The 23,389-nt window shown below is 60.7% G+C and carries 23 protein-coding genes; 14 read left to right on the plus strand and 9 right to left on the minus strand.

Annotated elements, in window-relative coordinates; genetic code table 11:
- Nucleotides 1–110: 110 nt before the first annotated feature.
- Nucleotides 111–755, minus strand: a complete 645-nt coding sequence (locus tag PCE31106_RS16020; RefSeq protein WP_174975226.1) for a glutathione S-transferase family protein — start codon at nucleotides 753–755, stop codon at nucleotides 111–113.
- A gap of 37 nt (nucleotides 756–792) precedes the next feature.
- A complete protein-coding gene (locus PCE31106_RS16025; RefSeq protein WP_150563948.1) occupies nucleotides 793–1,404 on the minus strand; it encodes a cysteine dioxygenase family protein in 612 nt (203 codons plus the stop codon).
- A gap of 111 nt (nucleotides 1,405–1,515) precedes the next feature.
- Here PCE31106_RS16025 and PCE31106_RS16030 point away from each other — a divergent pair, with 111 nt between their 5' ends.
- Nucleotides 1,516–2,442 carry a LysR substrate-binding domain-containing protein gene (locus PCE31106_RS16030; RefSeq protein WP_150563949.1) on the plus strand — a complete coding sequence of 309 codons (927 nt, stop codon included), beginning with the start codon at nucleotides 1,516–1,518 and terminating at the stop codon, nucleotides 2,440–2,442.
- 405 nt (nucleotides 2,443–2,847) lie between these two features.
- Nucleotides 2,848–3,972 carry a porin gene (locus PCE31106_RS16035; RefSeq protein ID WP_150563950.1) on the plus strand — a complete coding sequence of 375 codons (1,125 nt, stop codon included), beginning with the start codon at nucleotides 2,848–2,850 and terminating at the stop codon, nucleotides 3,970–3,972.
- A gap of 262 nt (nucleotides 3,973–4,234) precedes the next feature.
- Here the strand turns inward: PCE31106_RS16035 and PCE31106_RS16040 are convergent, their stop codons facing one another.
- A complete protein-coding gene (locus tag PCE31106_RS16040; protein ID WP_017231454.1) occupies nucleotides 4,235–5,086 on the minus strand; it encodes a LysR substrate-binding domain-containing protein in 852 nt (283 codons plus the stop codon).
- 122 nt (nucleotides 5,087–5,208) lie between these two features.
- On the opposite strand from PCE31106_RS16040, the gene PCE31106_RS16045 reads away from it, so the two are divergent.
- The 3 genes from PCE31106_RS16045 to PCE31106_RS16055 all read left to right on the plus strand — a co-directional run bounded on the left by PCE31106_RS16045 (nucleotide 5,209) and on the right by PCE31106_RS16055 (nucleotide 8,960).
- A complete protein-coding gene (locus PCE31106_RS16045; RefSeq protein WP_150563951.1) occupies nucleotides 5,209–6,072 on the plus strand; it encodes an alpha/beta fold hydrolase in 864 nt (287 codons plus the stop codon).
- A gap of 364 nt (nucleotides 6,073–6,436) precedes the next feature.
- The gene (locus PCE31106_RS16050) at nucleotides 6,437–7,768 is read left to right on the plus strand and encodes a Rieske 2Fe-2S domain-containing protein (protein WP_150563952.1); all 1,332 of its coding nucleotides are present in this window, start codon (nucleotides 6,437–6,439) and stop codon (nucleotides 7,766–7,768) included.
- 16 nt (nucleotides 7,769–7,784) lie between these two features.
- A complete protein-coding gene (locus PCE31106_RS16055) occupies nucleotides 7,785–8,960 on the plus strand; it encodes a Gfo/Idh/MocA family protein (protein ID WP_150563953.1) in 1,176 nt (391 codons plus the stop codon).
- A 169-nt stretch (nucleotides 8,961–9,129) separates the two neighbouring features.
- On the opposite strand, the gene nadC is transcribed toward PCE31106_RS16055, so the two are convergent.
- The 4 genes from nadC to PCE31106_RS16075 form a co-directional block, all read right to left on the minus strand.
- Nucleotides 9,130–9,975 (minus strand): carboxylating nicotinate-nucleotide diphosphorylase, encoded by an 846-nt coding sequence (gene nadC / locus PCE31106_RS16060; RefSeq protein WP_150563954.1) that lies wholly within the window; start codon nucleotides 9,973–9,975, stop codon nucleotides 9,130–9,132.
- Nucleotides 9,976–10,107: 132 nt separating this feature from the next.
- A complete protein-coding gene (locus PCE31106_RS16065) occupies nucleotides 10,108–10,698 on the minus strand; it encodes a MarR family winged helix-turn-helix transcriptional regulator (RefSeq protein ID WP_026131495.1) in 591 nt (196 codons plus the stop codon).
- Nucleotides 10,699–10,823: 125 nt separating this feature from the next.
- Complete coding sequence (locus PCE31106_RS16070; RefSeq protein WP_150563955.1) at nucleotides 10,824–11,816, minus strand: PhnD/SsuA/transferrin family substrate-binding protein; 993 nt, start codon at nucleotides 11,814–11,816, stop codon at nucleotides 10,824–10,826.
- A 53-nt stretch (nucleotides 11,817–11,869) separates the two neighbouring features.
- The gene (locus tag PCE31106_RS16075) at nucleotides 11,870–13,204 is read right to left on the minus strand and encodes an MFS transporter (RefSeq protein WP_150563956.1); all 1,335 of its coding nucleotides are present in this window, start codon (nucleotides 13,202–13,204) and stop codon (nucleotides 11,870–11,872) included.
- A gap of 238 nt (nucleotides 13,205–13,442) precedes the next feature.
- On the opposite strand from PCE31106_RS16075, the gene PCE31106_RS16080 reads away from it, so the two are divergent.
- Entirely contained in the window at nucleotides 13,443–14,408 is a 966-nt protein-coding gene (locus PCE31106_RS16080; RefSeq protein ID WP_150563957.1) for a PDR/VanB family oxidoreductase, read from the plus strand.
- Nucleotides 14,409–14,542: 134 nt separating this feature from the next.
- On the opposite strand, the gene PCE31106_RS16085 is transcribed toward PCE31106_RS16080, so the two are convergent.
- Nucleotides 14,543–15,460 (minus strand): LysR family transcriptional regulator, encoded by a 918-nt coding sequence (locus PCE31106_RS16085; RefSeq protein ID WP_150563958.1) that lies wholly within the window; start codon nucleotides 15,458–15,460, stop codon nucleotides 14,543–14,545.
- A gap of 159 nt (nucleotides 15,461–15,619) precedes the next feature.
- Here PCE31106_RS16085 and PCE31106_RS16090 point away from each other — a divergent pair, with 159 nt between their 5' ends.
- Nucleotides 15,620–16,384, plus strand: a complete 765-nt coding sequence (locus PCE31106_RS16090) for an SDR family NAD(P)-dependent oxidoreductase (protein ID WP_150563959.1) — start codon at nucleotides 15,620–15,622, stop codon at nucleotides 16,382–16,384.
- Nucleotides 16,385–16,494: 110 nt separating this feature from the next.
- Nucleotides 16,495–16,917, plus strand: coding sequence for a pirin family protein (locus PCE31106_RS16095; RefSeq protein WP_174975228.1), 423 nt, complete (start codon nucleotides 16,495–16,497; stop codon nucleotides 16,915–16,917).
- Between the two features lie 104 nt (nucleotides 16,918–17,021).
- On the opposite strand, the gene PCE31106_RS16100 is transcribed toward PCE31106_RS16095, so the two are convergent.
- A complete protein-coding gene (locus tag PCE31106_RS16100; RefSeq protein ID WP_150563960.1) occupies nucleotides 17,022–18,029 on the minus strand; it encodes an IS5 family transposase in 1,008 nt (335 codons plus the stop codon).
- 529 nt (nucleotides 18,030–18,558) lie between these two features.
- Between PCE31106_RS16100 and PCE31106_RS16105 the strand changes: the two genes are divergently transcribed.
- The 6 genes from PCE31106_RS16105 (at nucleotide 18,559) to PCE31106_RS16130 (ending at nucleotide 23,376) form a co-directional block, all read left to right on the plus strand.
- Nucleotides 18,559–19,323, plus strand: coding sequence for a hypothetical protein (locus PCE31106_RS16105; RefSeq protein WP_150563961.1), 765 nt, complete (start codon nucleotides 18,559–18,561; stop codon nucleotides 19,321–19,323).
- 3 nt (nucleotides 19,324–19,326) lie between these two features.
- A complete protein-coding gene (locus PCE31106_RS16110; RefSeq protein WP_150563962.1) occupies nucleotides 19,327–19,959 on the plus strand; it encodes a hypothetical protein in 633 nt (210 codons plus the stop codon).
- 617 nt (nucleotides 19,960–20,576) lie between these two features.
- Entirely contained in the window at nucleotides 20,577–21,050 is a 474-nt protein-coding gene (locus PCE31106_RS16115; RefSeq protein ID WP_150563963.1) for a hypothetical protein, read from the plus strand.
- Between the two features lie 3 nt (nucleotides 21,051–21,053).
- Nucleotides 21,054–21,542 carry a DUF7665 family protein gene (locus PCE31106_RS16120; protein ID WP_150563964.1) on the plus strand — a complete coding sequence of 163 codons (489 nt, stop codon included), beginning with the start codon at nucleotides 21,054–21,056 and terminating at the stop codon, nucleotides 21,540–21,542.
- Complete coding sequence (locus PCE31106_RS16125) at nucleotides 21,490–22,005, plus strand: hypothetical protein (RefSeq protein ID WP_150563965.1); 516 nt, start codon at nucleotides 21,490–21,492, stop codon at nucleotides 22,003–22,005. Before PCE31106_RS16120 ends, PCE31106_RS16125 begins: the two co-directional genes overlap by 53 nt.
- A 9-nt stretch (nucleotides 22,006–22,014) precedes the next feature.
- Nucleotides 22,015–23,376, plus strand: coding sequence for a thiamine biosynthesis protein ThiF (locus PCE31106_RS16130; RefSeq protein ID WP_150563966.1), 1,362 nt, complete (start codon nucleotides 22,015–22,017; stop codon nucleotides 23,374–23,376).
- Nucleotides 23,377–23,389 lie beyond the last annotated feature (13 nt).

Below are 23,389 nucleotides of genomic sequence, written 5' to 3' on the forward strand. Positions count from 1 at the left end.
GTGCCGCCTCGACGAGATCGGTGGCGCAAGCGCGAGGCGAGCAATCCAAGCGATGCATACGTTCGTTCCTGGCAATGCTCGGCGCACGCCCGCGCTGACCTTGCTTCAACTCAAGTGATGTGCGCTTCGATGCATTCGCGATAGCCAATGCGCTCCTTCAGCGCTGCGCGATAGCGCTCAACCGCGGGCAGTTCGGCGAGTACATCGTCAACGAGCGACAGCCGATGAATGTGTGGCGCGAGTGCGATGTCGCCCATCGTGAGCCCGGCGCCAGCGATGAATGGCCCCTCGCCAAGGCTCGCATCCAGGATCTTCACCGTCGCGACAACGCTGTTGCGCAGCACACGTCGATGGTCAATCGGCGCCGACTGTTTCTGAGCCTCACGCAGCGCCCGCAGCGCCGGGACGAGATTCAACGACGCCCAATCCATCCATTTGTCGCTGGCCGCGCGTGCGCCCGGATCAACCGGCCACAGCGTGCCGTCACCGTAACGCGCGGCAAGATAACGGACGATCGCGTTCGACTCCCACAACACCAACGAGCCGTCACGCAGCGTCGGAATCCGTCCGTTGGGATTGAGCGACAGGTATTCCTCGGAGCGCAGGGAACCGAAGTTTGCACCCGCAAGGTGAAGTTTGAACGGCACATCGAGCTCGCTCAGCGCCCATACCACCTTCGCGACATTGGATGATGTGTTGCGTCCCCATACATCAATCATTGACGACCCCCGTGTGAATATCTGCGTCGCCCGCATATACCGTCGCGCGAGCGCTCCATCGAAATCGCGTGGGTTACGCGAAATCCTTGCCGACGGTCGGCCGCATGAAATTCTGGTTGTAGTTGAGGACCCGACCGGTCTCCAGATCGAAGCCAATCCGCTCATTCAACGTTTCGAGAGCACGGCCGTACAAGTGCAGATGCCGCACAGTGCTGGCGCCGTCAACGTGGATACTGTGGATATCGTCCGGCATGAACTCGATGGGCGCGCCCGGCCGGACCACGTATTCCCGATCCAGTTCGAGCTGCGCGCGCTCCGGGTCGCTGCCGTCGTCGATGCGCCGGTAGATGCGGTTCAGCTCATCTCCCGCCAAGGCGACGATAACGGCCCAAGTGCCGTGGTTATGCGGCGCAGTGCGCTTGCCCGGCACGATCGAATTCACGTACAGCGCGAAGCCATGATCCGGCTGCTCATTCAGCAGATAACGCAGCGAAGTCTGCGGAGCACCGGCCTCCGGCGCGGGAAAATCTTCTAATGGGAATAAGTCCTGCGCGGCGGTGAGGCGTTGCAGAATCCGGCTCACTTCGCTCAGCAACGCGCGATCGGGGGTGCGCTGCCCAACTCGTTCGATGATCTCCGCCATTGTTTCCTGCACAAGGGCGTGGCGTTTGGTCCGACGATCCATGTCTATTTCTCCTGTTTGATGGAGAAACGTTACCAATTCATTTTTTGCAGAGGAAGTAACTCTCTATAATGTGCTATACGATTTTTTTATACATGCAAGGGAAGGTCCACCATGAACGTTCAGCAACTACGCTGCATTTGCGAGGTGGCCCGCCAGGATCTCAATGTTTCCAAAGCAGCCGAGACGTTGAATACGTCGCAACCTGGTGTAAGCACGCAGATCCGACAGTTGGAAGAGGAACTCGGCTTCGCAATCTTCGTCCGGCAGCGCAGCCGCCTGGTTGCGATCAGTAGTGATGGTGCGCTGGTCATCGAGCGAGCCCAGCGCGCGTTGATGGAGATCGACGACATCCGACAACTTGGGCGGGCGCATCGCACCGATGAGAACGGGACGCTCGCCATTGCAGCGAGTCACACTCAGGCGCGCTTTCGTTTGCCCACGGTATTAAGCACATTCACTCGGGAATACCCGAAGGTGCAAATTACCATCCGGCCCGAGAGCGGCAAAGCAATTCTCGACGCGATCATAACCGGGCGCGCGGACATTGGTGTGCTCAGTACGTTCGACTCGCTGCCCGTGGGTCTCGTGGCGCTCCCCTTCCACACGTACCGGCGGGTGTTGCTGGTTCCGATCGGGCATGCACTCCTCGACGTGGAGCGACCTACCCTCGAAGATATTGCACGCTATCCGATCGTGGTTTTCGAGCCGTCGAACTCACGCACAACACTGCTGCGCGAGCTTGATCGACTGCAGCTCAGATCACCGACGCTGCTGCAAGGCACCAATGCAGACGTCGTCAAAGCGTACGTTGAACATGGACTCGGCGTTACCGTGTTACCCGACATCGCGTTCGATCCGCAGCGTGATTTCGGCTTGCGCGCAATCAACGTCGATCACCTGTTCCCAGAGAGCACCACCTACCTCGTACTGAACAACAAGCATTACCTGCGGCCATACACGTACGCGTTCATCACGATGCTCGCCCCTCAACTGCGCCGCGATATCGTTCAGAAGGCGTGTACGCCGTCAAACGTGTAAGTGTCATCAAGCAAGAAGGACAGCGCTCCTTCGCCATGTGATGGCTGGGATATAGATCCTCGACTGGCCTTCGCGTTGCCACATTGGTTCCCCTGGGTCGGATCGACGCCTCGATAGCGTGCTGGCCCTCATCGCCGTTGCATTCCTGCATCACTTCCCCCTCAGCGATAAGTGTCGACATGTCGTGCGCTCACGCGTGAACAATTCATCGCACTTATGCAGCATAAGAAAAAATTAATTTCAAATCCCAAATTGACTTGGTAATTTTCGGCACGAGTTACTCAATACCCATCTGGCCAATGGCGATGAAATAGCGTTTGGCATTCGGCAAATCCGGCATTTATGCGTTTCAACGATGCTTGCGGATTCGCGTCGAATACCCTCACATCTACAGGGAATTGAATCTTGAGAAAAGAACTCCTTTTTGCGGGCATTTTGTCCGCAACGACGTCGCTCGCCCATGCGCAAAGTTCAGTGACGCTTTATGGCCTCATCGACACCGGAATTACCTTCGTCAGCAATCAAGGAGGTTCGCACAATGTGCAGACGTCCGCGGGCAGCCTCAACGGCAACCGCTGGGGCTTGAAAGGCGTCGAGGATCTCGGCGGGGGATTGTCCGCGCTGTTCACCATTGAGAGCGGGTACGGCATTCTCGATGGCAAGCTTAAACAGGGTGGCAGGCAATTCGGACGCCAAGCGTTCGTTGGTCTAGCGAGCACGCAATACGGCACCGTAACGGTAGGGAGGCAGACAAGCAACATCGTCGACTACCTCGGTCCGATGTCGCTTCCCGCCGGCTCCTGGTCCAATCACCCATACGACAACGACAATCTCAACAACTCTTTCCGCGTCAATAACTCTGTGAAGTATCAGAGCCCGACGTATGGCGGATTACGATTCGGCGGCATTTATGGCTTCTCGAACCAGGCAGGAGGTTTCAGCGCGAATCGCACATGGAATCTTGGTGTGGATTATGCGTATGGATCGCTAAGATTTGCCACTTCGTATTTGTTCGTCAATCACGGCGGAACCTCCGTCAATCCCAGCGGCGCTGTCAGCGACGATGCTCCTTTTACTGCGGAACGTCAGCGCACCTATGGTGCCGGGCTCAATTACGCATTCGGCAAGACAACCGTCGGCCTGGTATTTACGCAAACGCGCCTTGACAACCCAGTCTCCATCAGCGGCTCGGCGTCTGGACGTTCCGGCAATCTCGCACTCGCAGGAAGCAGTGCGCGCTTCACGAACTACGAAGTCAACGTGCGTTACAACATATCACCCGCATGGATGCTGCTTAGTTCGTACACGTTCACTGACGCGAATTTCAATGGTGTGTCGCCGAAGTTCAACCAGGTGAATGTCGAGCTGGATCATCTGCTGTCGAAGCGAACCGACGTCTATCTGCAGACCATCTATCAGCATGTCAGCGGAACGGGACGATCTGGCATTACGGCCGACATCGACGGACTGACGGCGTCGTCCACAAACAATCAGACGGCCGTGACCGTCGGCCTTCGTCACCGGTTTTAACTACATCGAAGCGGGTAACCGACGTCATGTCGGTACTAGCGCGCGAAAACAAGAATGGGCAGCCACATAGCGTCCATTAGAAATGCGCGTGGCGGCGCACGCTCGCAGGTCGCGTGCGCCGTTCGCTCTCCGATGGACCGGGCCGCCGCCGAACCAGGCGTTGGGACCTCCGCGCTTGGTCAGCAGATTATCCGTCTCAAGGCAGCGCTTTCGGTCAGGATGCAGCCGCGGACAACGGCAGACGAGGCACATCTCAGCGCATTCATGCATTCAGCTCAGCAATGATGCGCTCCGCGAGAAAATCGCAGGGTTGTCGGTTGGACGTCACACTTCGCGCAAGCACGATCTCGAGCGTGCCAATCTCCGGCAGACCATGCGCCGCCCCGAGCAACGTGAAATCAGACGGCACGGCACATCGCGCCAGCGGAGTAATGGCGAGGCCGGCGCGGGCCATCGTCAGCAGGCCCAGCAGGCTCGGACTCTCATACGACGTTCGATAGGCGATCTTTGCGCGCTCCAGACTCCGAATCGCCTTCTCGCGTGCCACGCTGCCCGGCAAGAACACCGCGATGGGCAGTGGCCGCTCTCGCCAAATGTCCGTCGCGCCCGGGGCGGCGGCCCACACCATCGGCTCGTGCCGCAAGAAATCGCCGGTTAGTCCTTTAACCCGCGTTGCGCATACGAGGTCCACCGTGCCGTCGCGCAGCATCGGCGCCAGCGCAACGCTGGGCAGGCCAATCACCTGGATTTCGACCTTGGGGTAGCTGGCCGAGAATTTCTTGAGAATCGGCGGGAAAAGCGACGACGCGTAATCGTCCGGCACACCAATCACCACGCGGCCCGTCACATCCGGCCGCACGACCGCTGCCCAGGCCTCATCGCGCAGCGCAATGATCCGCCGCGCGTATGCCAGAAGCACCTCGCCGTCTTGCGTCGGCACCACGCTGCGCGGCTTGCGCACGAAGAGCGCTTTGCCAAGCGCCGACTCCAGCGCCTTGATCTGCATGCTCACCGCCGATTGCGATCGATGCACGAGATCGGCGGCTCGGCTGATCGTGCCTGTATCGGCAACGGCAACGATCATGGTGAGCACGCCAACGTCGAGGGCTTTCATCTCGGTACTCATGGGTATTGGCTCGCGTATATACATCAGAAAAACTGAAAGATTGCATCAATATTATGCGATTTTCTTTTCCATCGCATTGGCGCAAAGTTTGGGAAAACGGAGTCTTGACCATGAATGCCCACACGCCCCTGACGACGCTGGCCCTTGCCGGTGTGCAGCCGCAACCCAATTTTGCGGCCATTGCGTCAGGCGCCTCGGTGCCCTACGTGGAAGCCGGAAGCGGCGAGCCGATGGTCTTTGTGCACGGATCGTTGTGCGATTACCGCTACTGGGATCCTCAGCTTGCCGCGTTGTCGGCGCACTTCCACTGTTTCGCGCCGAGCCTGGGTCACTATTGGCCGGAGACGCACGCGTTCGGGCATGGTGACTTCAGTTGGGAAGCGCACGTGGTGGAGATGGCGGAGTTCATCGAGGCGCTGGGCCTTGGCGCAGTGCATCTGGTTGGCCACTCGCGTGGCGGCTGCGTGGCGTTTCATCTGGCCCGCCAATACCCGCATCTGGTGAAGACACTCACGCTGGCCGACCCCGGCGGTCCGTTGCAGATGACGCCGAACGCGGAGACCGGTAAATTGCCACCCGCTACGCAATTGCTGAGAGCCACGGCCGCCGAGTTGATCGAGCAAGGCAAATTCGACGCCGGCCTGAACCTGTTTGTGGACTCGGTCACCATGCCGGGCTTCTGGAGCAAGAGCACCCAGAGCTTCCGCAGGATGGCGCTGGACAATGCGGTAACGCTGCCCAAGCAGTTGCGCGATCCGCTGCCCGCCTATACCCCCGAAGCCGCCCGCGAAATCCAGTGCCGGACGCTGTTGATCGATGGGCAGAAGAGCCCGCGCATGTTTCGGAATACCGTCGAGCGACTTCAGCAGTGGATCGGACACGCCGGGCGTCAGACCATCGCTGGTGCCTCGCACGGCATGAACATCGCTAACCCTGGCGCATTCAATCGGGCGCTTGTGCAATTGGCTGGGTAGTGGCTTTGTACACGTGGCTATCAGCGGCATGCCCGCCTGCCACACCCGCCTGCATTACTCCCTGCTGAACGTATCCATCCGACGCGCCGACCAGCGTTTCGATGTCCCGCGTCGCGTTGCCGACAGCGCGACATCGTCGTCTCGGCAATATCTGAAGATTAGATATCTGTTTTTCATTCCGGTATCTATCGTCGTTGAATCTCGCTTCCTTATATTTTGGGATCGAATATCTCCGGTCCAGCGACGCTATCCGCCATGCGTACTTTCCCGGATGCGCCAGCAAGTCTCTTGCCAATTTAACTAGATATCTAATATAGTTAGCAAAACCTGCTGATGAAGGCGACCTGTCGCCGGGAGACATGACATGCTGACCCACCAAGAGAACGAATTGCTGTGCCGCGTCGAAGGGGATGCCCCGATGGGCCAACTGATGCGCCGACACTGGACGCCGGTTTGCCTGATCGAAGAAGTCGCCGAGCCGGATGGCGCGCCGGTAAAGGCGCGCGTATTTGGCGAGGATCTCGTCGTATTCCGTGACTCGGAAGGCCGCGTTGGGGTGCTGGACGAGTACTGCCCGCACCGTCGCGCATCGCTCGTCTATGGCCGCAATGAAGACGCCGGCCTGCGCTGCCTGTATCACGGCTGGAAGTTCGATGTCGGGGGCAACGTGCTCGAAATGGTGTCCGAGCCGGCGACGAGCTGCATGGCCAACAAGGTCAAGCACAAGGCCTACCCGGTGCGGGAATGGGGCGGCATGGTGTGGGCGTATATGGGCCCGCAAGACGCCATCCCCGACTTCCAGCCGCCGGCCTGGGCACCGACCGCCGACACCCGCGTAAGCATCGCGAAAGCACTGCTGCCGTGCAACTGGGCGCAGATCCTCGAAGGCGCGATCGACTCCGCACACAGCTCCAGCCTGCATTCGTCCGACTTCGTGCCGGCACGCGTCGGCGGCGCCGAAGCGACCGACAAGAACTGGCTGCGCCCGTCCACCGACAAGGCCCCGCGCCTGCAGGTCGAGCGTACCGACTACGGCTTCCGTTATGCCGCGCTGCGCCGCCCGATCTTCAACGCCGGCACGCACGACTACGTGCGCTCGACGGTGTTCGTGGCGCCGGGCACGGTGCTGATTCCCCCGAACAATCTCTACAACGTTGCGAACATCAACGTGCCGATGGACGACACGAACACGGCGTTCTACTTCATCGCCTGGGGCGATCCGGAGACGACACCGGAAACTGAAACCTGGCGCAAGTTCCTGCGTCAGCAGATCGGCATCGATCTCGACCAGCACTATCGCCCGCTGCGCAATTACGACAACCGCTTCTGGCAGGACCGCCAGGCGATGAAGGCCGGCAATTTCACGGGCATTTCGGGCTTCCCCAACCAGGACATCGCCATGTGGGTCACGATGGGTCCGATCGCTGACCGCTCTGACGAGCGTCTCGGGGCAAGCGATCTCGCGATCGTCGAATTCCGGCGCCGCATGCTCGACGCACTCGCGGAATTCGACAAGGACGGCAACGCCATTGGCACCGGTGCGAAGGCGATTCCCCAGGACACATGCTCGTACCAGGCCGTCGTGCCGAAGGAAATCGACTGGCGCACGTATGCCGCGCGTTACGTCAGCAAGCGGAACCCGGAACTCGCCGACCAACCGGCCGCGCTCGCAACGGACTATCAGGTCAAGCAATAACGGGAGGCACACGGTTATGGAGCAGCGCCGTTTGCGCATCGGGGTCGCAGGACTGGGACGGGCATTCTCGCTGATGCTGCCGACCTTCCTGCGCGACCCCAGAGTCCAGCTCGTCGCTGCGTGCGATCCGCGTGCGGATGCGCGGCGGCAGTTCGCCGCCGACTTCGCGGCGCCCACCTATGCGGACGTGGCGGAGTTGGCAGATGACGATAACGTCGAGATCATCTACGTTGCGAGCCCGCACCAGTTCCACGCGCAGCACACGGAAATCGCCGCGGCAAAAGGCAAACACGTACTGGTCGAGAAACCCATGGCGCTCGGCGCCGCCGATTGCGACCGCATGATCGCCGCATGCCGTGCCGCGGGCGTGCATCTGATCGTCGGCCATTGCCACAGCTTCGATACGCCGTACCTGCGTACGCGCGAATTGATCCGTCTCGGCGAATTCGGCGCGGTGAAGATGATCCAGGCCATCAACTACACCGACTACCTGTACCGACCGCGCCGGCCCGAGGAGCTGGCGACGGCTGAAGGCGGCGGCGCCGTCTTCAGCCAGGCGGCACACCAGGTTGACATCGTGCGAATGCTGGCCGGCTCACGCGCAATCCGGCTGCGTGCGAGTGTCGGCCGGTGGGATCCGTCGCGCCCCACCGAGGGAGCCTATTCTGCGCTGATCTGGTTCGAAAACGGCGCCTATGCCTCGCTCTCATACAACGGGTACGGCCACTTCAATACCGACGAGTGGAGCGGCTGGATCGGCGAAATGGGCGATCGTACGAGCCCCGACACGTACGGCAGCGCCCGCCGCCGTCTGAAGACGCTTGCGTCCTCGGATGACGAGGCCGACCTCAAGGCGGCTGGCACCTACGGCGGATCGGCATGCAAACCGCCCACCGCCGCCGCGGACGAGCCACAACGATTCCATCAGCATTTCGGCCCGATCATCGTGTCCTGCGAGCATGCGGACCTGCGCCCGCTGCCCGATTCGATCGTCATCTACGGCGACGAGCAGTGCCAAACGCTGCCGCTGCCTGTGCCCGTCGTGCCGCGCGCTGAAGTCATCGACGAGTTGTATGGCGCGGTCGTCGACGGACGCAGACCGCTGCACGATGGCGAATGGGCGAAAGGCACGCTGGAAATCTGCATCGCGATTCTGAAGTCGAGCGAAACGGGCGCAGATGTAACCCTTTGATCGCTTCAGGAAAGCGCAAGATCCCTTGTTACCCTCGTTTTGAACTGAGCCAAGTACAGTTAAAACGAGGGATTTTTTATCGGCGCTTGCGGCATTCCGGACAGTTGGAAAACTGGAACGCTGGCAACGGCCCCGACTTCTGCGGGGCGCGTATGTGCGCTCAACTGCGCTATCCGGCGAACGCTGCAAAGCGCAACGAAAAATCGGTCGCCGTGACGTGCTTCGTCAGCTTGCCTAACGAAATGCGGTCCACGCCGGTCTCCGCAATGGCGCGCAGGGTGTCCTCCGTAACGCCACCCGACACTTCCAGCTCAGCGCGCCCTGCGGTGACATCCACGGCCTCACGCATCGCGTCGAGCGAGAAATTGTCGAGCAGAATCGCCGTGGCGCCCGCGGCCAACGCTTCGTTTAACTCAGCGAGCGTTTCCACTTCGATCTGCACCGGTACGCCCGCCCCCAGAGCCTGCGCTGCCCGAACCGTGGAGGCAATGCCGCCCCCGGCCGCGATATGGTTTTCCTTGATCAGGATGCCGTCGTACAGGCCACGACGATGGTTTTCGCCACCGCCGATACGCACCGCGTATTTTTGCGCGAGGCGCAAGCCCGGAAGCGTCTTTCTCGTGTCGAGGATGCGCGCCGCCGTGCCCTCGACGATGCGCACCATCGCACTCGTCTCGGTGGCAACACCCGAAAGCAACTGAAGGAAGTTGAGCGCCGTGCGCTCGGCCACGAGCATGCCGCGGGCTGGACCGGTGATCCGGCAAACGATCTGCCCTTCGTGCATTCCTTCGCCTTCGCCGACAAACCACTCAATCGCAATACGCGGATCCACCTGCCGGAGGGTTTCGTCAAACCACGGCCTGCCACATAGCCGTGCGGGCTCCCGCACGGTCAGGACGGCCTCGGCTGAGGCGTCGGGGTTGATCAGCAGCGACGTCCAGTCGGCGTTGCCGACATCTTCCGCAAGCGCATCGCGGACGTTGCGCAACATCGCCGCGCGGGTCATTTCATCCATTCCAGTATCCGTATTTTTGAGCGGGAAAGCAGCATGCAGTGGCCTGCCATCGTGCGTGGGCACGGTCACCAATATTATTAGATCTATAATAATATAGCCAGCTTGGAATGGTCTGAAGTGTCGCGCTGCGCGTCAATCGTGTTCGGACGCTTCGGCGCGTGCCGCGATGAGATTACCTACCTCGCGCGTCGACGGAATGCGACGCGACGGATCGTTAGACTCGGATTCGTCGCGTGCCATGTTCTCGATGATCGTAAGCAGAACCTTGCGCGCGACGTTAATCTCGGTCGCCTTTAAACCGTCAACACTGATCTCATTGACTTCTTCTGCAAGCGGAACGAGCTTTTTCTTGAGGTTACGGCCGCGTGGCGTGAGGTAGACGTGCGTGTTCTTGCGGTTGCCGGGGGCATAACGGCGCTCGACATAACCGAGCTTTTCCATCGCCTGCACCGCGCTGAAGGTGGTGGGCGTCGTGGTTCCGGTCTCGTCGCTGAGCTCTTTTTGCGTGAGCCCGTCGTTGACCCAGAGCACGCGCAGGAAAGCCCAGTGGCCAAATGACACCTCATGTTGCGCGAGGCGCATTTGCAGTCCGCGCACCATCGCGCGGGCTGCATCCTTGATCAGGTGGGCGAGACGATCGTCGGGCACCGCCTCGCGCCAGTGCCGGAGAATGGGATCTGTGCTTTGTGCCCCGGATTTGCCAAGGGAGCGTGCTGTTGCCATACCTTCCTCATCCCGTAATAACCAAACATACGGCAATCATATCGCCGAATCCGGCGCATGAGCCACAGCAGACGGGTACGGCGGGAGTTCGCGCGCGGCGGCGACCGAACCTGCGGGGCGGGAGCTCAGATCTTGAAACTCTCCAGACTTGCCGGGTGAAACAGTTCAGCGGGCTGCACACGGCGGCTCGACAACCCTTCCGCATAGTGCTGGGCGAGGAAGCGGTCGATCACTTTCTCGTTCTCCGCGAAGCCGTACGACCAGAAATCGTGGCCCATCAGTCGTCGCGCGTTGCGCAACTGGTCCTCGATGAATGGCAGCGTCACCTTAGTCGCCGAAGTATCGCTCAGGCGTGCGAGCGCGACCTCCTTCGACTTCTCAAATGCCTTGACGATGGCGCCTGGCAGCCACGGATGCTGCTCCGTGAGCGACTTGCGAATGCCGAGCGTGTGCATGATCGGGAACAGCTTGCGCCGCTCATACCATTCCGCGGCGGCCTGCTGCGGATCTTCGAACAGGTATTTCACCTGCGGATGTCCGCGGTCGAAGCACGACGGTGCGCGCGGTCCGATCACGCCGTCGATTTCCCCCTCGGCCAGCAAGTTCGAAATCGTCCGGCCCTCTGGTGCGTTTTCCAGCACCACGCCCTCGGGAAGCTTGAGTGCGATTTTCTCCACGCGCGTGGGATCTTCGTAGCCGCCGCGCACCCAGCGGATGTCCGAGGCTTTCACGCCGTACTCTTCCTCCAGGAACATTCGGACCCACACGTTGGCCGTGAGTTGATACTCCGGCACACCAATGCGCTTGCCCTTGAGATCCTCGGGCCGGTTGATGCCGCGATCGGCGCGCACGTAGATCGAGCTGTGGCGGAACGCGCGCGACGGGAAGACCGGCACGGCAATGTACGGCGACGTGCCCGCCGCCGTCTTCACCGAGTAGCTGCTGAGCGATAGCTCGCAAATGTCATAGTCGGCATGGCGGAACGCACGAAAGAAAATCTCCTCCGGATCCTGCAACATAAACACCGGGTCCACGCCGTCGATCTGGACGTCGCCGTCGATCAGCGGACGCATCCGGTCGTAGTTGCCCACGGCGATGGAAAGTTGAAGCTTGCTCATTCCTGTTCCCTTCTCACAATGAAAATTCCTGGTGTCGCACCCAGCGTCGGGCGTTACGATGCTCGCCGCTCGCGCGGAACCCCCAGAAGCACGGCGATGCCGCCTACAAACGTAAACAATGCGACCAGCAGGATGCCCGCTGAAAAGCTGCCGCTCACGCTCTTCACCCAGCCGAGCACGATAGGCGCGAAGAAGGCGCCGACTTGCCCGAGGCTGCTGATCACACCAATACCGCCGGCGGCGGCCGTGCCTTTGAGGTACGTCGGCGGGATAGTCCAAATAATCGCTGCGGCCGCGAAATAACTGATCGAGACGAGACTCAGGCATCCGATCGCAGCGAGCCAGTTATGCGTGACCAGGGTGAGGAGCACAGCGCCTGCCGCGCCTGCTGTCGTCACACTGACGAAGTGCCAGCGGCGCTCGAGGCGCAGGTCCGAGCTGCGCGCGATGAACAACATGGCAACGGCGCCGACGATGTAAGGCAGGGCCGACATGAAGCCGATCTGCAACAGGTTGGAGACGCCTGCCTGTTTGATGATCGTCGGCGTCCAGTAGTTAAGGATGGTCCCGCAAATGGGCACCGTGGCCCAGCCTGCAGCAATCACGTACACGCGCGGGTCGCGCAGTGCGGCGAGCAGATTGCTCGGCGCGTCGTGCGGCTTGCTGCGGCTTTCTTCCTCCAGTGCGCCAATGACGAGACGCTTTTGCTCATCGGTCAGCCACGCGGCCTCCTGCGGTCTGTCGATCAGATAGAAATACGCAACGACGCCTGCAATCACAGCCGGCAATCCTTCGAGAAAGAACAGCCACTGCCAGTTGCGAAAACCCCAGACGTCCATGAAGTTTTGCAGGATGTAGCCGGAAAGCGGTCCGCCGACGATCCCCGCAACCGCAATCGCCAGCAAGAATCGCGACGTGATGCGAGCACGGCGTTTGGCCGGGTACCAGTACGAGAGATAGAGGATGATCCCGGGCCAGAAGCCCGCCTCCGCCGCGCCGAGGAGTGTTCGGGCGAGGTAGAACTGCCAGGGAGCGGTCATGAACGCCATCGCAGTGGAGATGCCCCCCCACAGCAGCATGATTCGCGTGACGGTCTTGCGGGCGCCGATGCGACGGAGCAAGAGCGTGCTCGGCACTTCGAGCAGGATGTAGCCAATGAAGAACAGACTCACCCCAAGGCCGTAAGCGGCGTCGCTCATACCGAGATCGTGCTTCAGCTGCAATTGCGCGAAGCTGACGTTGACGCGGTCGAGATAGTTAAGGACCCAACAAAAGAAAAGGAAGGTCATCAACCTCAGCGTGATCTTGCGGTAAGTCGCCTCCTCGGCCGCCGAGTCGGCTACGGCAGGCAGGGGTACGTCCCCAGAGTGCAACGTTGAATGTGCCATGTCTCAATGTCTCCGAATTTCATTTGTGATGCCGGCTGGAACAGGCGTTCCCCCATCACATAATTAGATTTCTAATCTTAAGGTTACGGCGGCTTTTTGTCGCTGGCAAGCACGGGTTTATACCGAGAGTAAGGTCGCGAAGCGTCGCGCGTCTTGACTTGATAAATTAGAGATCTAGTAATAATATACGATTCATGTTGAGGCAACGCAGCGCCGGATCGGCCAGAAGGAGACAGATATGACGACACCCCAGGAAGACGGCTTTCTTCGTCTGAAGATTGCGGGCAAGGAGAAGATCGCCCGTGACATCTGGCGCTTTGATCTGACCGACCCGCAGGGCGCGCCGTTGCCGCCGTTCGAGGCGGGCGCGAACTTGACCGTTGTGGCCCCCAACGGTTTGCGACGCAGCTATTCGCTGTGCAACGACTCGCAGGAGCGCGATCGTTACGTCATCGCGGTGAAGCGTGACAGCAACGGACGCGGCGGCTCGATGAGCTTCGTCGACGACACGGCAGAGGGCGACGACGTGGATGTATCTCTGCCCCGCAATGAATTTCCGCTCGACGAACGGGCAAAGTCGTTCATTCTCGTCGCAGGCGGCATCGGGATTACGCCGATGCTGTCGATGGCGCGACAGTTGCGAGCGGAGGGCCTGCGCTCGTTCAAGCTGTACTACCTCGCCCGCGATCCGGAAGGCACGGCGTTCGTCGATGAACTCAGCAGCGACGAGTGGCGCTCGGACGTGACGATTCACCACGATCACGGCGATCCGTCGAAAGCGTTCGACTTCTGGCCTGTGTTCGAGCGGCCAAAGTCAGCGCATGTGTACTGCTGCGGCCCGCAGGCGCTGATGGACACCGTGCGGGACATGACGGGTCACTGGCCGTCGGGCACCGTTCACTTCGAGAGCTTCGGTGCGAGCAACGCGAATACGCGCGAGAACACGCCGTTCACCGTGCGGCTTGCCCGCACCGGTACGTCGTTCGACATTCCCGCCAACCGCTCGATCCTCGACGTGTTGCGCGACGCAAACGTTCGCGTGCCGAGTTCGTGCGAAAGCGGCACCTGTGGTTCATGCAGAACTGGGCTGTGCTCAGGCGAGGCGGATCATCGGGATCTCGTGTTGCGCGACGACGAGGAGGAGACGCAGATCATGGTCTGTGTATCGCGCGCGAAATCAGCGGAGTTGGTGCTCGATCTCTGAGCCGCAAGCGAAACCCATCTCTTGCGCCTCATCGGGGCCGAGGTGATCTGCTCAGCTATATCTGGGCCAGAGCAGAAGTGATTGAAACTTGTCGTCGCATTATCGCAATGACGTCATTGGCTAATGCACAGTGATTACTTCGGCCATCGCCAGGTCGGTTCGCTCAGGTGCTCGGCAAGGTAGTCTGACAACGCGCTCACCTTCGCTGGCCGCGCCCTCGCAGACGGTGTGACGAAGTACAGGCCGCCCTTCGTCAACGACCAGTCGGTGAGGATCGCCTCGAGCCGTCCGTCGCCCAGATATTCGCCCGCGATGAATTCCGGCAGCTCTGCGATGGCGAGCCCTTCCAGCAGCATCGGCAGGAGCGCATCGGAATTGGTCACCCGCAGCGGGCCGGTCGGCATCACCGGTTGCTCGTCGCCAGCGTCGTTGGTGAAGCGCCAGACATCGCTGCGCGCGCGATACGCATAGGACATGCAGGGCCGGCCCACAAGCTCACGCGGATGCACCGGCCGTCCCTCGCGCGCCAGATAGGCCGGCGACGCGACGACATATTGCGTGACCGCACACAGACGCCGCGCGACCAGCGCCGAATCGGGCAGCGCGGCGATTCGCAGTGCGGCATCGAACCCTTCGGCGACCAGATCGACCGTCGAATCGGCCAGATGCAGATCGACTTGCACGTCTGGATAGCGGCGGAAGAATTCCGGCATCAGCGGCGCAACCCACCTCAGCCCGAACGACATGGGCACCGCCAGTCGCACGAGCCCGCGAGGCTGCACCGACAATTCGCGGGCGGCGCCTTCCGCGGCCTCGGCCTGCCGATAGATCTCGCCAGCCTTCTCGCACAGCGTCCTGCCGAACTCGGTCAGCGCGAGCTGGCGCGACGTGCGATTGAGCAGCCGTGCGCCCAGGCGGTCCTCCAGACGTGCGACGCCGCGCGACACGGTGGCGACCGACACCCCCATTTCGCGCGCAGCGGCCGCGAACGAGCCTTCCTCGGCCACCTTGGCAAACATCGCGAGCCCTTCGAAATCAGGCAGCTTCGACATAATTCCCCATCATTTCAAATTTGCAACGTTGGTTTGCAATGCATTCTATTTCGAAAAGGTCGAGCCATCGATATTCTCCTTACATCGCAGCAAACAATCCGCCGCGAACGCCGCATACCGGCGCCACCGATCGACCCAACACACCGAAGGAGCAACACCATGGCACGCAAGCTCGACAACAAGATCGCCCTCGTCACCGGCGCCACCAGCGGCATCGGTCTGGCCACCGCGCAACGCTTTTCCGCCGAAGGCGCGCACGTGTATCTGACCGGCCGCCGTCAGGCCGAACTCGATGCGGCCGTCGCATCGATCCGTGAAGCCGGCGGCACGGCCACCGGCCTGCGCGTCGACTCGACGAAGCTGGACGAGCTGGATTCCCTGTACGCGCACATCGGCGAAGCGCACGGCCGTCTCGATGTGCTGTTCGCGAACGCTGGCGGCGGCTCGATGCTCGCGCTCGGCGAGATTACCGAGGCGCACTATGACGAAACATTCGATCGCAACGTGAAGGCCGTGTTGTTCACGGTGCAGAAGGCGTTGCCGCTGTTGGCCGACGGTGCGTCGGTGATCCTAACCGGCTCGACGGCTGGCAGCTCGGGTACCGCGGCGTTCAGCGTGTACTCGGCGTCGAAAGCGGCGGTGCGCGCGTTTGCCCGCAGCTGGATTCTTGACCTGAAGCCGCGCCGGATCCGCGTGAATACGATCAGCCCGGGTGCGACCCGCACGCCCGGTCTGCTCGATCTGGCTGGCGACGACGCCGCGCAACGGCAAGGTCTGGCTGATTACCTTGCCGCGCAGATCCCGCTGGCACGTCTCGGCGAGCCGGAGGAAATCGCAAGCGCTGCGCTGTTTCTCGCCTCCGACGATGCAAGCTTCGTGAACGGGACCGAGCTGTTCGTCGACGGCGGTCAACAACAGATCTGAACGAAGCAAGCGTCGAGGCCGACGGCCCACATCGCGTGGCGCAGTCGGCCTCCTTGGGAGGCTGTATCGTGACTGAACATCGGCCTTTTACTTCATTGGGCGCGTCACGCATGAGGACGATGCGGGGCAATCGTGCACGTCTCGTCGTAGACAGCGTGCATGCCATGCATGCGGGTACGGGCACTCATCACGCCGAGCGCAACGACGAAGACGCACTTGCGCGGATGTTTCAAATCTGGCTGCAGCCGCTTGCGCCAGGCGGCACGCCGCGCTGGGCGATGGGGAGTTGCTCGAAGGCGCAACCCGACGTGCGGTTCGTGACCCTCGCGAGCGGTGATCCGGCCGACGTGCGAGCAGGTGCATTGCCGATCGATGCCGATGCGCGCGTAGGGATCGCGACGCTGCGCGAAGGGGTATCGATGCGCCTTGCGTTGGATTTACCGCAATCGGCTTATGTCGTAACCGACCACGGTCGGATCGACATTGCAGGAATACGGCTTGAACCGCGTGCTGGGGCTATAGCAGGCTGTTGAAGTGTCCCTGTCGTGGCGCGGCGGTACCTTCCCAAAGAGCCGTCACGCCGATTCGGGTCATGTCGTTTTGATGTTGGATTTCCTAAATTCGAACCGATTCGATGTCATTCGCTCACCCACTGTCGCCTGTACGCCGCTTTCGCTGCGAGCGTTCGCATGCGCGTGAGGTTATAGGCGGCCTGCGTCAGCAGGAACAACTGCTCGACTCGCTCGCGCCCGCGACACATGACCTGCCGAATCCGGCCAACCGTCTTGCCCCAGCCGAACACCTGTTCGATACATTTGCGTTTGCGCTGACTGACCGCATAACCAGCCCAGCGAGTCGTGCGACCGTCGATGGCCGAACCACCCGCGCGCGCGTCGTTTTGTGCAACATGTGGCGTCATACGATTGGTTCGGCACGTAGCGACGAATCCCGCTGTGTCGTAATTTTTGTCGGCACCCACCGTAATCGGCCTATCGGCAAGGCGCGCCGCATCGGCGAGCATATCGGCTGCTGCGTCACGTTCGGCCGTACCGTTGGCTTGCGTCACCTGCGCGTTGACCACCAGTCCGTGCCGGTTGTCCGTAAGCACGTGCCCCATATAGCAAAGTATCGCGCCGGTGTTGCGATTCTTGCGGAACAACTTCGCCTGGCTATCGCTGCTCGATTCGTGCGTCTCGTTGCTGCGCTTCTCGCCGTGCCAATCCTCGCGCTGGCGAACACCGCCCCCAGGCGGCGTATCGTCATCCGACTTGCTCTTTCGCACGAAGCTTTTATGGCCCGCCCACGCCTGAATCGACGTGCCGTTGACGCTGAAGTGCTCGCCCGAGAGATGACCGCGTGCATGCGCCGTCTCTACCGTCTCGTTAAACAAGCCCACGATGACATCGTGCACGAGCACTCGGTCGCGGTTCTTGCTGAACGTCGAGTGGTCCCACACCGCATCGTCCATCGCCAAGCCGACAAACCAACGAAACAGCATGTTGTAGGAGATTTGCTCCATCAGCATGCGCTTGAGAGCGTCGTTCAACCAGAGGCGAATCGGTCGCAGTGGGTGATTGGCCGGCACGAAGTCATCGAGCTTCGCCATCGTGAACATCGTCTCGGTGTAGCCGTCCGCTCCGCGCATCCCTTCGCTCCCAGTGTTGGTCGATTCCTTCGTTCAACGTACCCCGCACGCTCCGAAGACGTCTACGAAAGGCTGGTCGGTCCAGCCACCGCGTACTGGAGGTTGAAAGCACCTGAAGTCCGAGCTGCTCTGCAATTGGCAGATGCTGGGTAAGCGTGCGCACAAGGCCGCGCGCAGCCACGACGATTTCTGCTCGGGTGCTCATCCTACCCGCAAGGCAGCACATCGTAACGGGCTGCAGATGTATGTCTGACCGCTATTCAGCCAGATAGCGACGCGTTTGGCAGCTTCACTTCGCGCAACTTGGTGGCAGCTGCAGCGGCCGACTGCTACTACCCTGTTCGGTTTATTCTTGAACCGGCGGAAACTTGTGAGAATCCTGACTCTTTGGCGAGTTCTGCTGCGACGGTTGCCTAGCATTTTTCGCATCATGAAAAATTTCCTTTCCAAAAACTTTTTAAGAAACTTTTTGCCGGTTTTTCACAGGCACTGCCATTGGTAGTTATCAGGCGTTACCAGGGGAGGGCGTATGGCCCAGAAGTTGACAAAGAAGACGCTTGCTGGCCAGCCGTTCGAACGGCGACAGCAGGTTGAGGCGGAGCTGGCCGAGATGCGCAAGCTGGGGCCGACGGAACTGATTGACCGTCTGCGTGGCTCCTCGCGGGGCGCGCAGGGGCGTTGCAGTGTCGAGGCGATGGTTGCACTCATCCGGGACGGGCAGCCTGAGCCTGTGCTCAATGAGCTCGTCAGTCGCGTGCTGAGCCGGTTTTCGACCGTCGCTGCACACAAGCTCCATGTTCGCGGCATGTATTCGCAGGAGGCTCTGGAAAACGTCAACAGTGCATTTGGTGAGGCACTGGCGTTCGACATCGTGACCAAGTCTGAAAGCCTTGATTTCTTTGAGGTCGCGTTCTCCAAGGCGGTCGCTGGCTTTATACACAGCGAAGTGCGGCGCGAAAAAAGCAGGAGGCAACGCTATGTCTCGACGACCTCGAAGGACGACGAAGAGGAGTCCGCCTCTGACGACACCGACGCATTTAGAGACGTCGACAAGCTTCCACCCGGGTGGTTGTCCGACCCAGAACGGGGCGCGCTCACCGAGCAGCTCCTCACGCAAATTGGCGCACTACCCGAGAAACTGCGGAAGGTCGCCATCCTGCTCGGCCTCGGCGTACAGATTGAATCGATTGACCCAAGCGAGACGACGATTGCAGAAGAATGCCAAATCAAACGTCGGGCGGTTCAGTACCGTCAGGACCAGGTCGTAGAGAAGCTCGCAAACTTCAAGGAGTAACAGATGACCAACATCAAGCAGAGCAAGCCGCAAGTCGACGAAGTCCTGATGCAATTCGCGGCTGAGCAGAGTCTCCCCACGGCGGCCCAATTGCATCGATACATCGAGGCGTTCCCGCAGTTCAAGGAGGAACTTGTCGAGTTCGCCGCGTCACTCGTGGAGGATGAGTTTCACGACAAGCCCGTTGAAACGCAGGCGAGCGAGGCTGCGGCCCAGCTCGCGGTAAGTCATTTCCATAATTTTCGGTATGAATTCGCAAAGAAGGGCGCATCGGTGCCGTCGGCGAAGGCCGAGAATCCAATTTCCCGGTTGTCCCGGGGTGAGTTCGGGCGACTGGTGGAGAGACTGCAGTTGCCAAAGCAGGTTGTGACAAAGCTTCGGGACAGACAGATTCGATACGCCACCATCCCTGGACGTCTGATTGGTGAGCTGGCTTCGGCTTTGGAAGTTACCAGGGACATCGTCACTGCACATCTGTTGGCAAGCCCCCAAATGGCTAGGCTCACGACTTCATCCCTAAGCCAGGGTGAGCCTCGGGAGACCCGGCAGGAGTCTTTCGCGGAGGCGCTGACATCAGCTAATCTATCTACCGAGGAGGTATCCGAGGTGATGAACCGCTTTTCGGATGAAACTTGAGCAAGCAAATCTGAATATCTGACACCAGTCCTGTAGTTTGTCTGACTCCGTTCGGAGCTTTCGTCGGCCCTGAAGATATAAGTCTTGCGATTGGTCACTGAAATGTTTCTTCGATATTTCAGTGACCAAGACACGCTAGCGGTTGAAAGCCTTCCAACTGCCCCCCCCTTCTTCCTCCTGCTTCTGTTCCTGAGAACGCCGCGGTAGTCACTATGACGGCGCGGACCGCTGCCAACCTGCGACCCAACCTCCGTCCGGGACCATCCGCGCCACCCATAGCTCTCGCTTAAGCATTGCCGAATTCCGTCCGTCGCGGCCAAACCGCTACTGACGGGTTCGTCGATGGTTGCGTATGGCTCGCGCTGTCGGCCAGCTGGAGGCCGCATTCGCGGCAAAAAAATTTTTCGAAGGTGTTGCCAGTTTGTGGCTGTCACAGCCATATCACTGTTGAAGGGTTCGACGATGGTGAGGATTCTCGCCGTCATGTGACTGGAAGCGCCTTCGCGATGGAAATTTTTTGCGGTTGCATTGCCGGTTTTTGAATGAACCTGCCATAAGTTAGTCAGGGCAATGAGCGGCATCCGCTGCGAAAGCCAATACATTTAGGATTACGTATCATGCCAATTTTCTATCAAATGGAAAACTCGCGTCAGGTTCATACGATGGACCATCCGCAGAGCATCACGCTCGTTGAGATTGTCCACGCCGTTGCTGGCGGCGTGGAGGTGGACCTGAAGGTCTTTGAGGAGGACGGCGACGTCGTGCTGACCGAGGAAATGCTGGTTGAAATTCTTCGCAGCAAGCCGCACCCGAAGCTGCATTTTCACCGTCATCACGAGCTCAAGGTCGTGGTCCACTTTAACGGTCGCGAGGTTTCCCGCCAGGCGCCGCCCGCGATGACGATTCACCGTCTGAAGCAATGGGCGGACAAGGCGTTCGGCATCGACGCCGCGCATGCCGCTGAACACGTGCTGCAACTGAGCGGTACGACGGAGCGCCCTGCTGGCTCGACCCATATCGGCACGCTCACGCACGAGCGCCAGCATCACCTGTCGTTCGACCTCGTGCCTAACGAACGTTTCCAGGGCTAAACGATGAATGCCGCTCAACAGCTGGCGACCCCCGATGCCCGCGCTTTCCAGGCGGACATCGACCGGGCGCTGTTCCAGATGGGGGTGACCGACGGCAAGTGGCGCCTTCTGACGCTCGACTGGCCGCATGCGGTGATAGAGGTCACCGCCGCGGTCGGTTCGTTCGCGTTTCGTTTTGAGCTTTCGGGCTTTCCCGCTCAACCGCCTACCGCGCAGCCATGGGACGCGGCATTGAACGCGCCGCTCGCTCATCACAAGTGGCCGCGCAGCAAGGGGGGGCGGGTAAAGGATGTGTTTCGGCCTGACTGGCTCGGCGGTTCCGCACTCTATCTGGCGTGCGACCGGCTCACCATCCAGGGACACACGAACTGGGTGACGCAGATGCCCGCGAGATTGTGGAAGCCCGACGGGTCGATTGTTCAGTTTCTCGAGGAACTTCATGTCCTTCTCAATTCGCAAGACTTTACGCCGCATCTGGTCGCCGCAGCATAAGTTGGCCTGCTCGGCGGTGCTGTGGCAGGAACTCGTGAAGGACCTTCGCGCGCGCAGCGCAGGCGTTCGCGAAAGCGGTGCCTTTCTGATGGGGCTGTGCGAAGGGGACGTTCGCACGATTCACTCGTACGTCCTCTACGACGACCTTGACCCCAAGGCGCTCGAGTCTGGCTATGTGCACATCGACGGACGGCGCATGGGGCGGCTGTGGGAAATCTGTCGCGAACAGAAGCTGTCCGTCATTGCAGACATCCATACCCATCCCGGTGAGTATGGACAAAGCGATACCGATAGGAAGAACCCGATGGTCGCCGTGAAGGGGCACATCGGGCTCATCCTGCCTGACTTCGCAGCGCGAAAGTTCTCGCGCACGAACATGGGCATCTACGTTTATCGCGGTTCCCACGAATGGGAGACAGTCGGCGAAGCCCGTAACCCCGGCTTTTTCTACATCGGCCTGTGAGGTGAAGGAATGTCGTCCCAATATGACGCCGACGCGCTGCATCGAACCGTAAAGCGGCTAATCGACAGCGGTCAGGCGAAATCCTTTGAAGAAGCACAAGAGATTGCAGAGAAGTATCAGCTGCAACTGGAGCTGACGGCGCCGGCAGATTTTCACGAGCAGGTGGCCGCACTTGCGGTCGTGATGCTCGGTCGCCGCGCCTTTCTCGGCGGCGTGTCGGTGTCAGGCTGCGGCGACGTCATCCTGCATCCTTCGCTTGGTAGTAACCAGTCGCTCGCGAGCGCGCTGTGCGAGGCGGGCGCAATCATCGCTGATGCGGCGCCTGGCCGACCGACCATCGCAATCGGCAGCGTCCGGACGCGAATCGCCCCATTTCACGTGCGTTTGCTCATGTCGGGCTGGCGCGCCGGGACGTCGCCAGCTGACGAGCGCCACAGCATCGACGACGAGACTGGCGGCTACGTCATGCCGCTGACGGCCGTCGCTGCGGCAGCGCTCGCCGTCAGTCAGGCCTTCCAGCATGTCGCAGATACGGTGCCGACGGGTTACGAGCCTGCCGGCATTTCGTTGTGGGCTCCGGCGCAGGCTAACTGGGAGTCTCGCGAATGCGACGGGCCCGTGCTGCAGGTGCTGCCGTCGTCTACATGGTTGCTCGGCCTGGGGCATCTCGGGCAGGCCTTCGCATGGTGCCTGAGCCTGCTGCCGTACCCGAAGGGCGCGCGCGAGCCGCCACACGTTCTTCTGCAGGATGTCGACCGCGTCGGCGTGTCGACTGAGAGCACCTCCGTGCTGACCGCGAAGCAAGACAAGGGGCGAAGAAAAACGCGCGTGGTCGCAGAGTGGCTCGAAAAGCACGGATTTTCCACGGCTATCGTCGAGCGCTATTTCGACGGCGAGACCCGTATAGGACTGGGGGAGCCGTCGTTGCTGTTCTGCGGCGTCGATAACCCGGAGGCGCGCCGTGCGCTCGAAAGCGCGGGCGCAAGCTTCATCGTTGAGGCGGGCCTCGGCAGCCGCCACGACGACTTTCAGAGCGTGCGCCTGCATACCTTCCCTGCGTCGCGCACAACGGCCCAGACGTGGCCGCAGAAGCCGCAAAAGGAGCCCATCATCGAAGGTCTCTATGCCGACCTCCTCGAGAAAGGTGAGCTCGGCCGCTGCGGTGTCGTGGAGCTTGCAGGCAAAGCCGTCGGCGCGGCGTTCGTCGGCGCATTCGCCGCCGCGCTATGCGTTTCCGAGGCACTTCGCGTCCTGCACGGAAGCGCGCCGAGCGAGGTGCTCGACGCCGACATGTTCGCCCTCAGATTTCGCAGCGTGGTCGTCAATGAACACGACTTCAACGCGCTTAACCCCGGGTTCATCGCGGTCTGATAACCCAGCCCTC

The organism is Pandoraea cepalis, from assembly GCF_902459665.1.
Lineage (GTDB): Bacteria > Pseudomonadota > Gammaproteobacteria > Burkholderiales > Burkholderiaceae > Pandoraea > Pandoraea cepalis.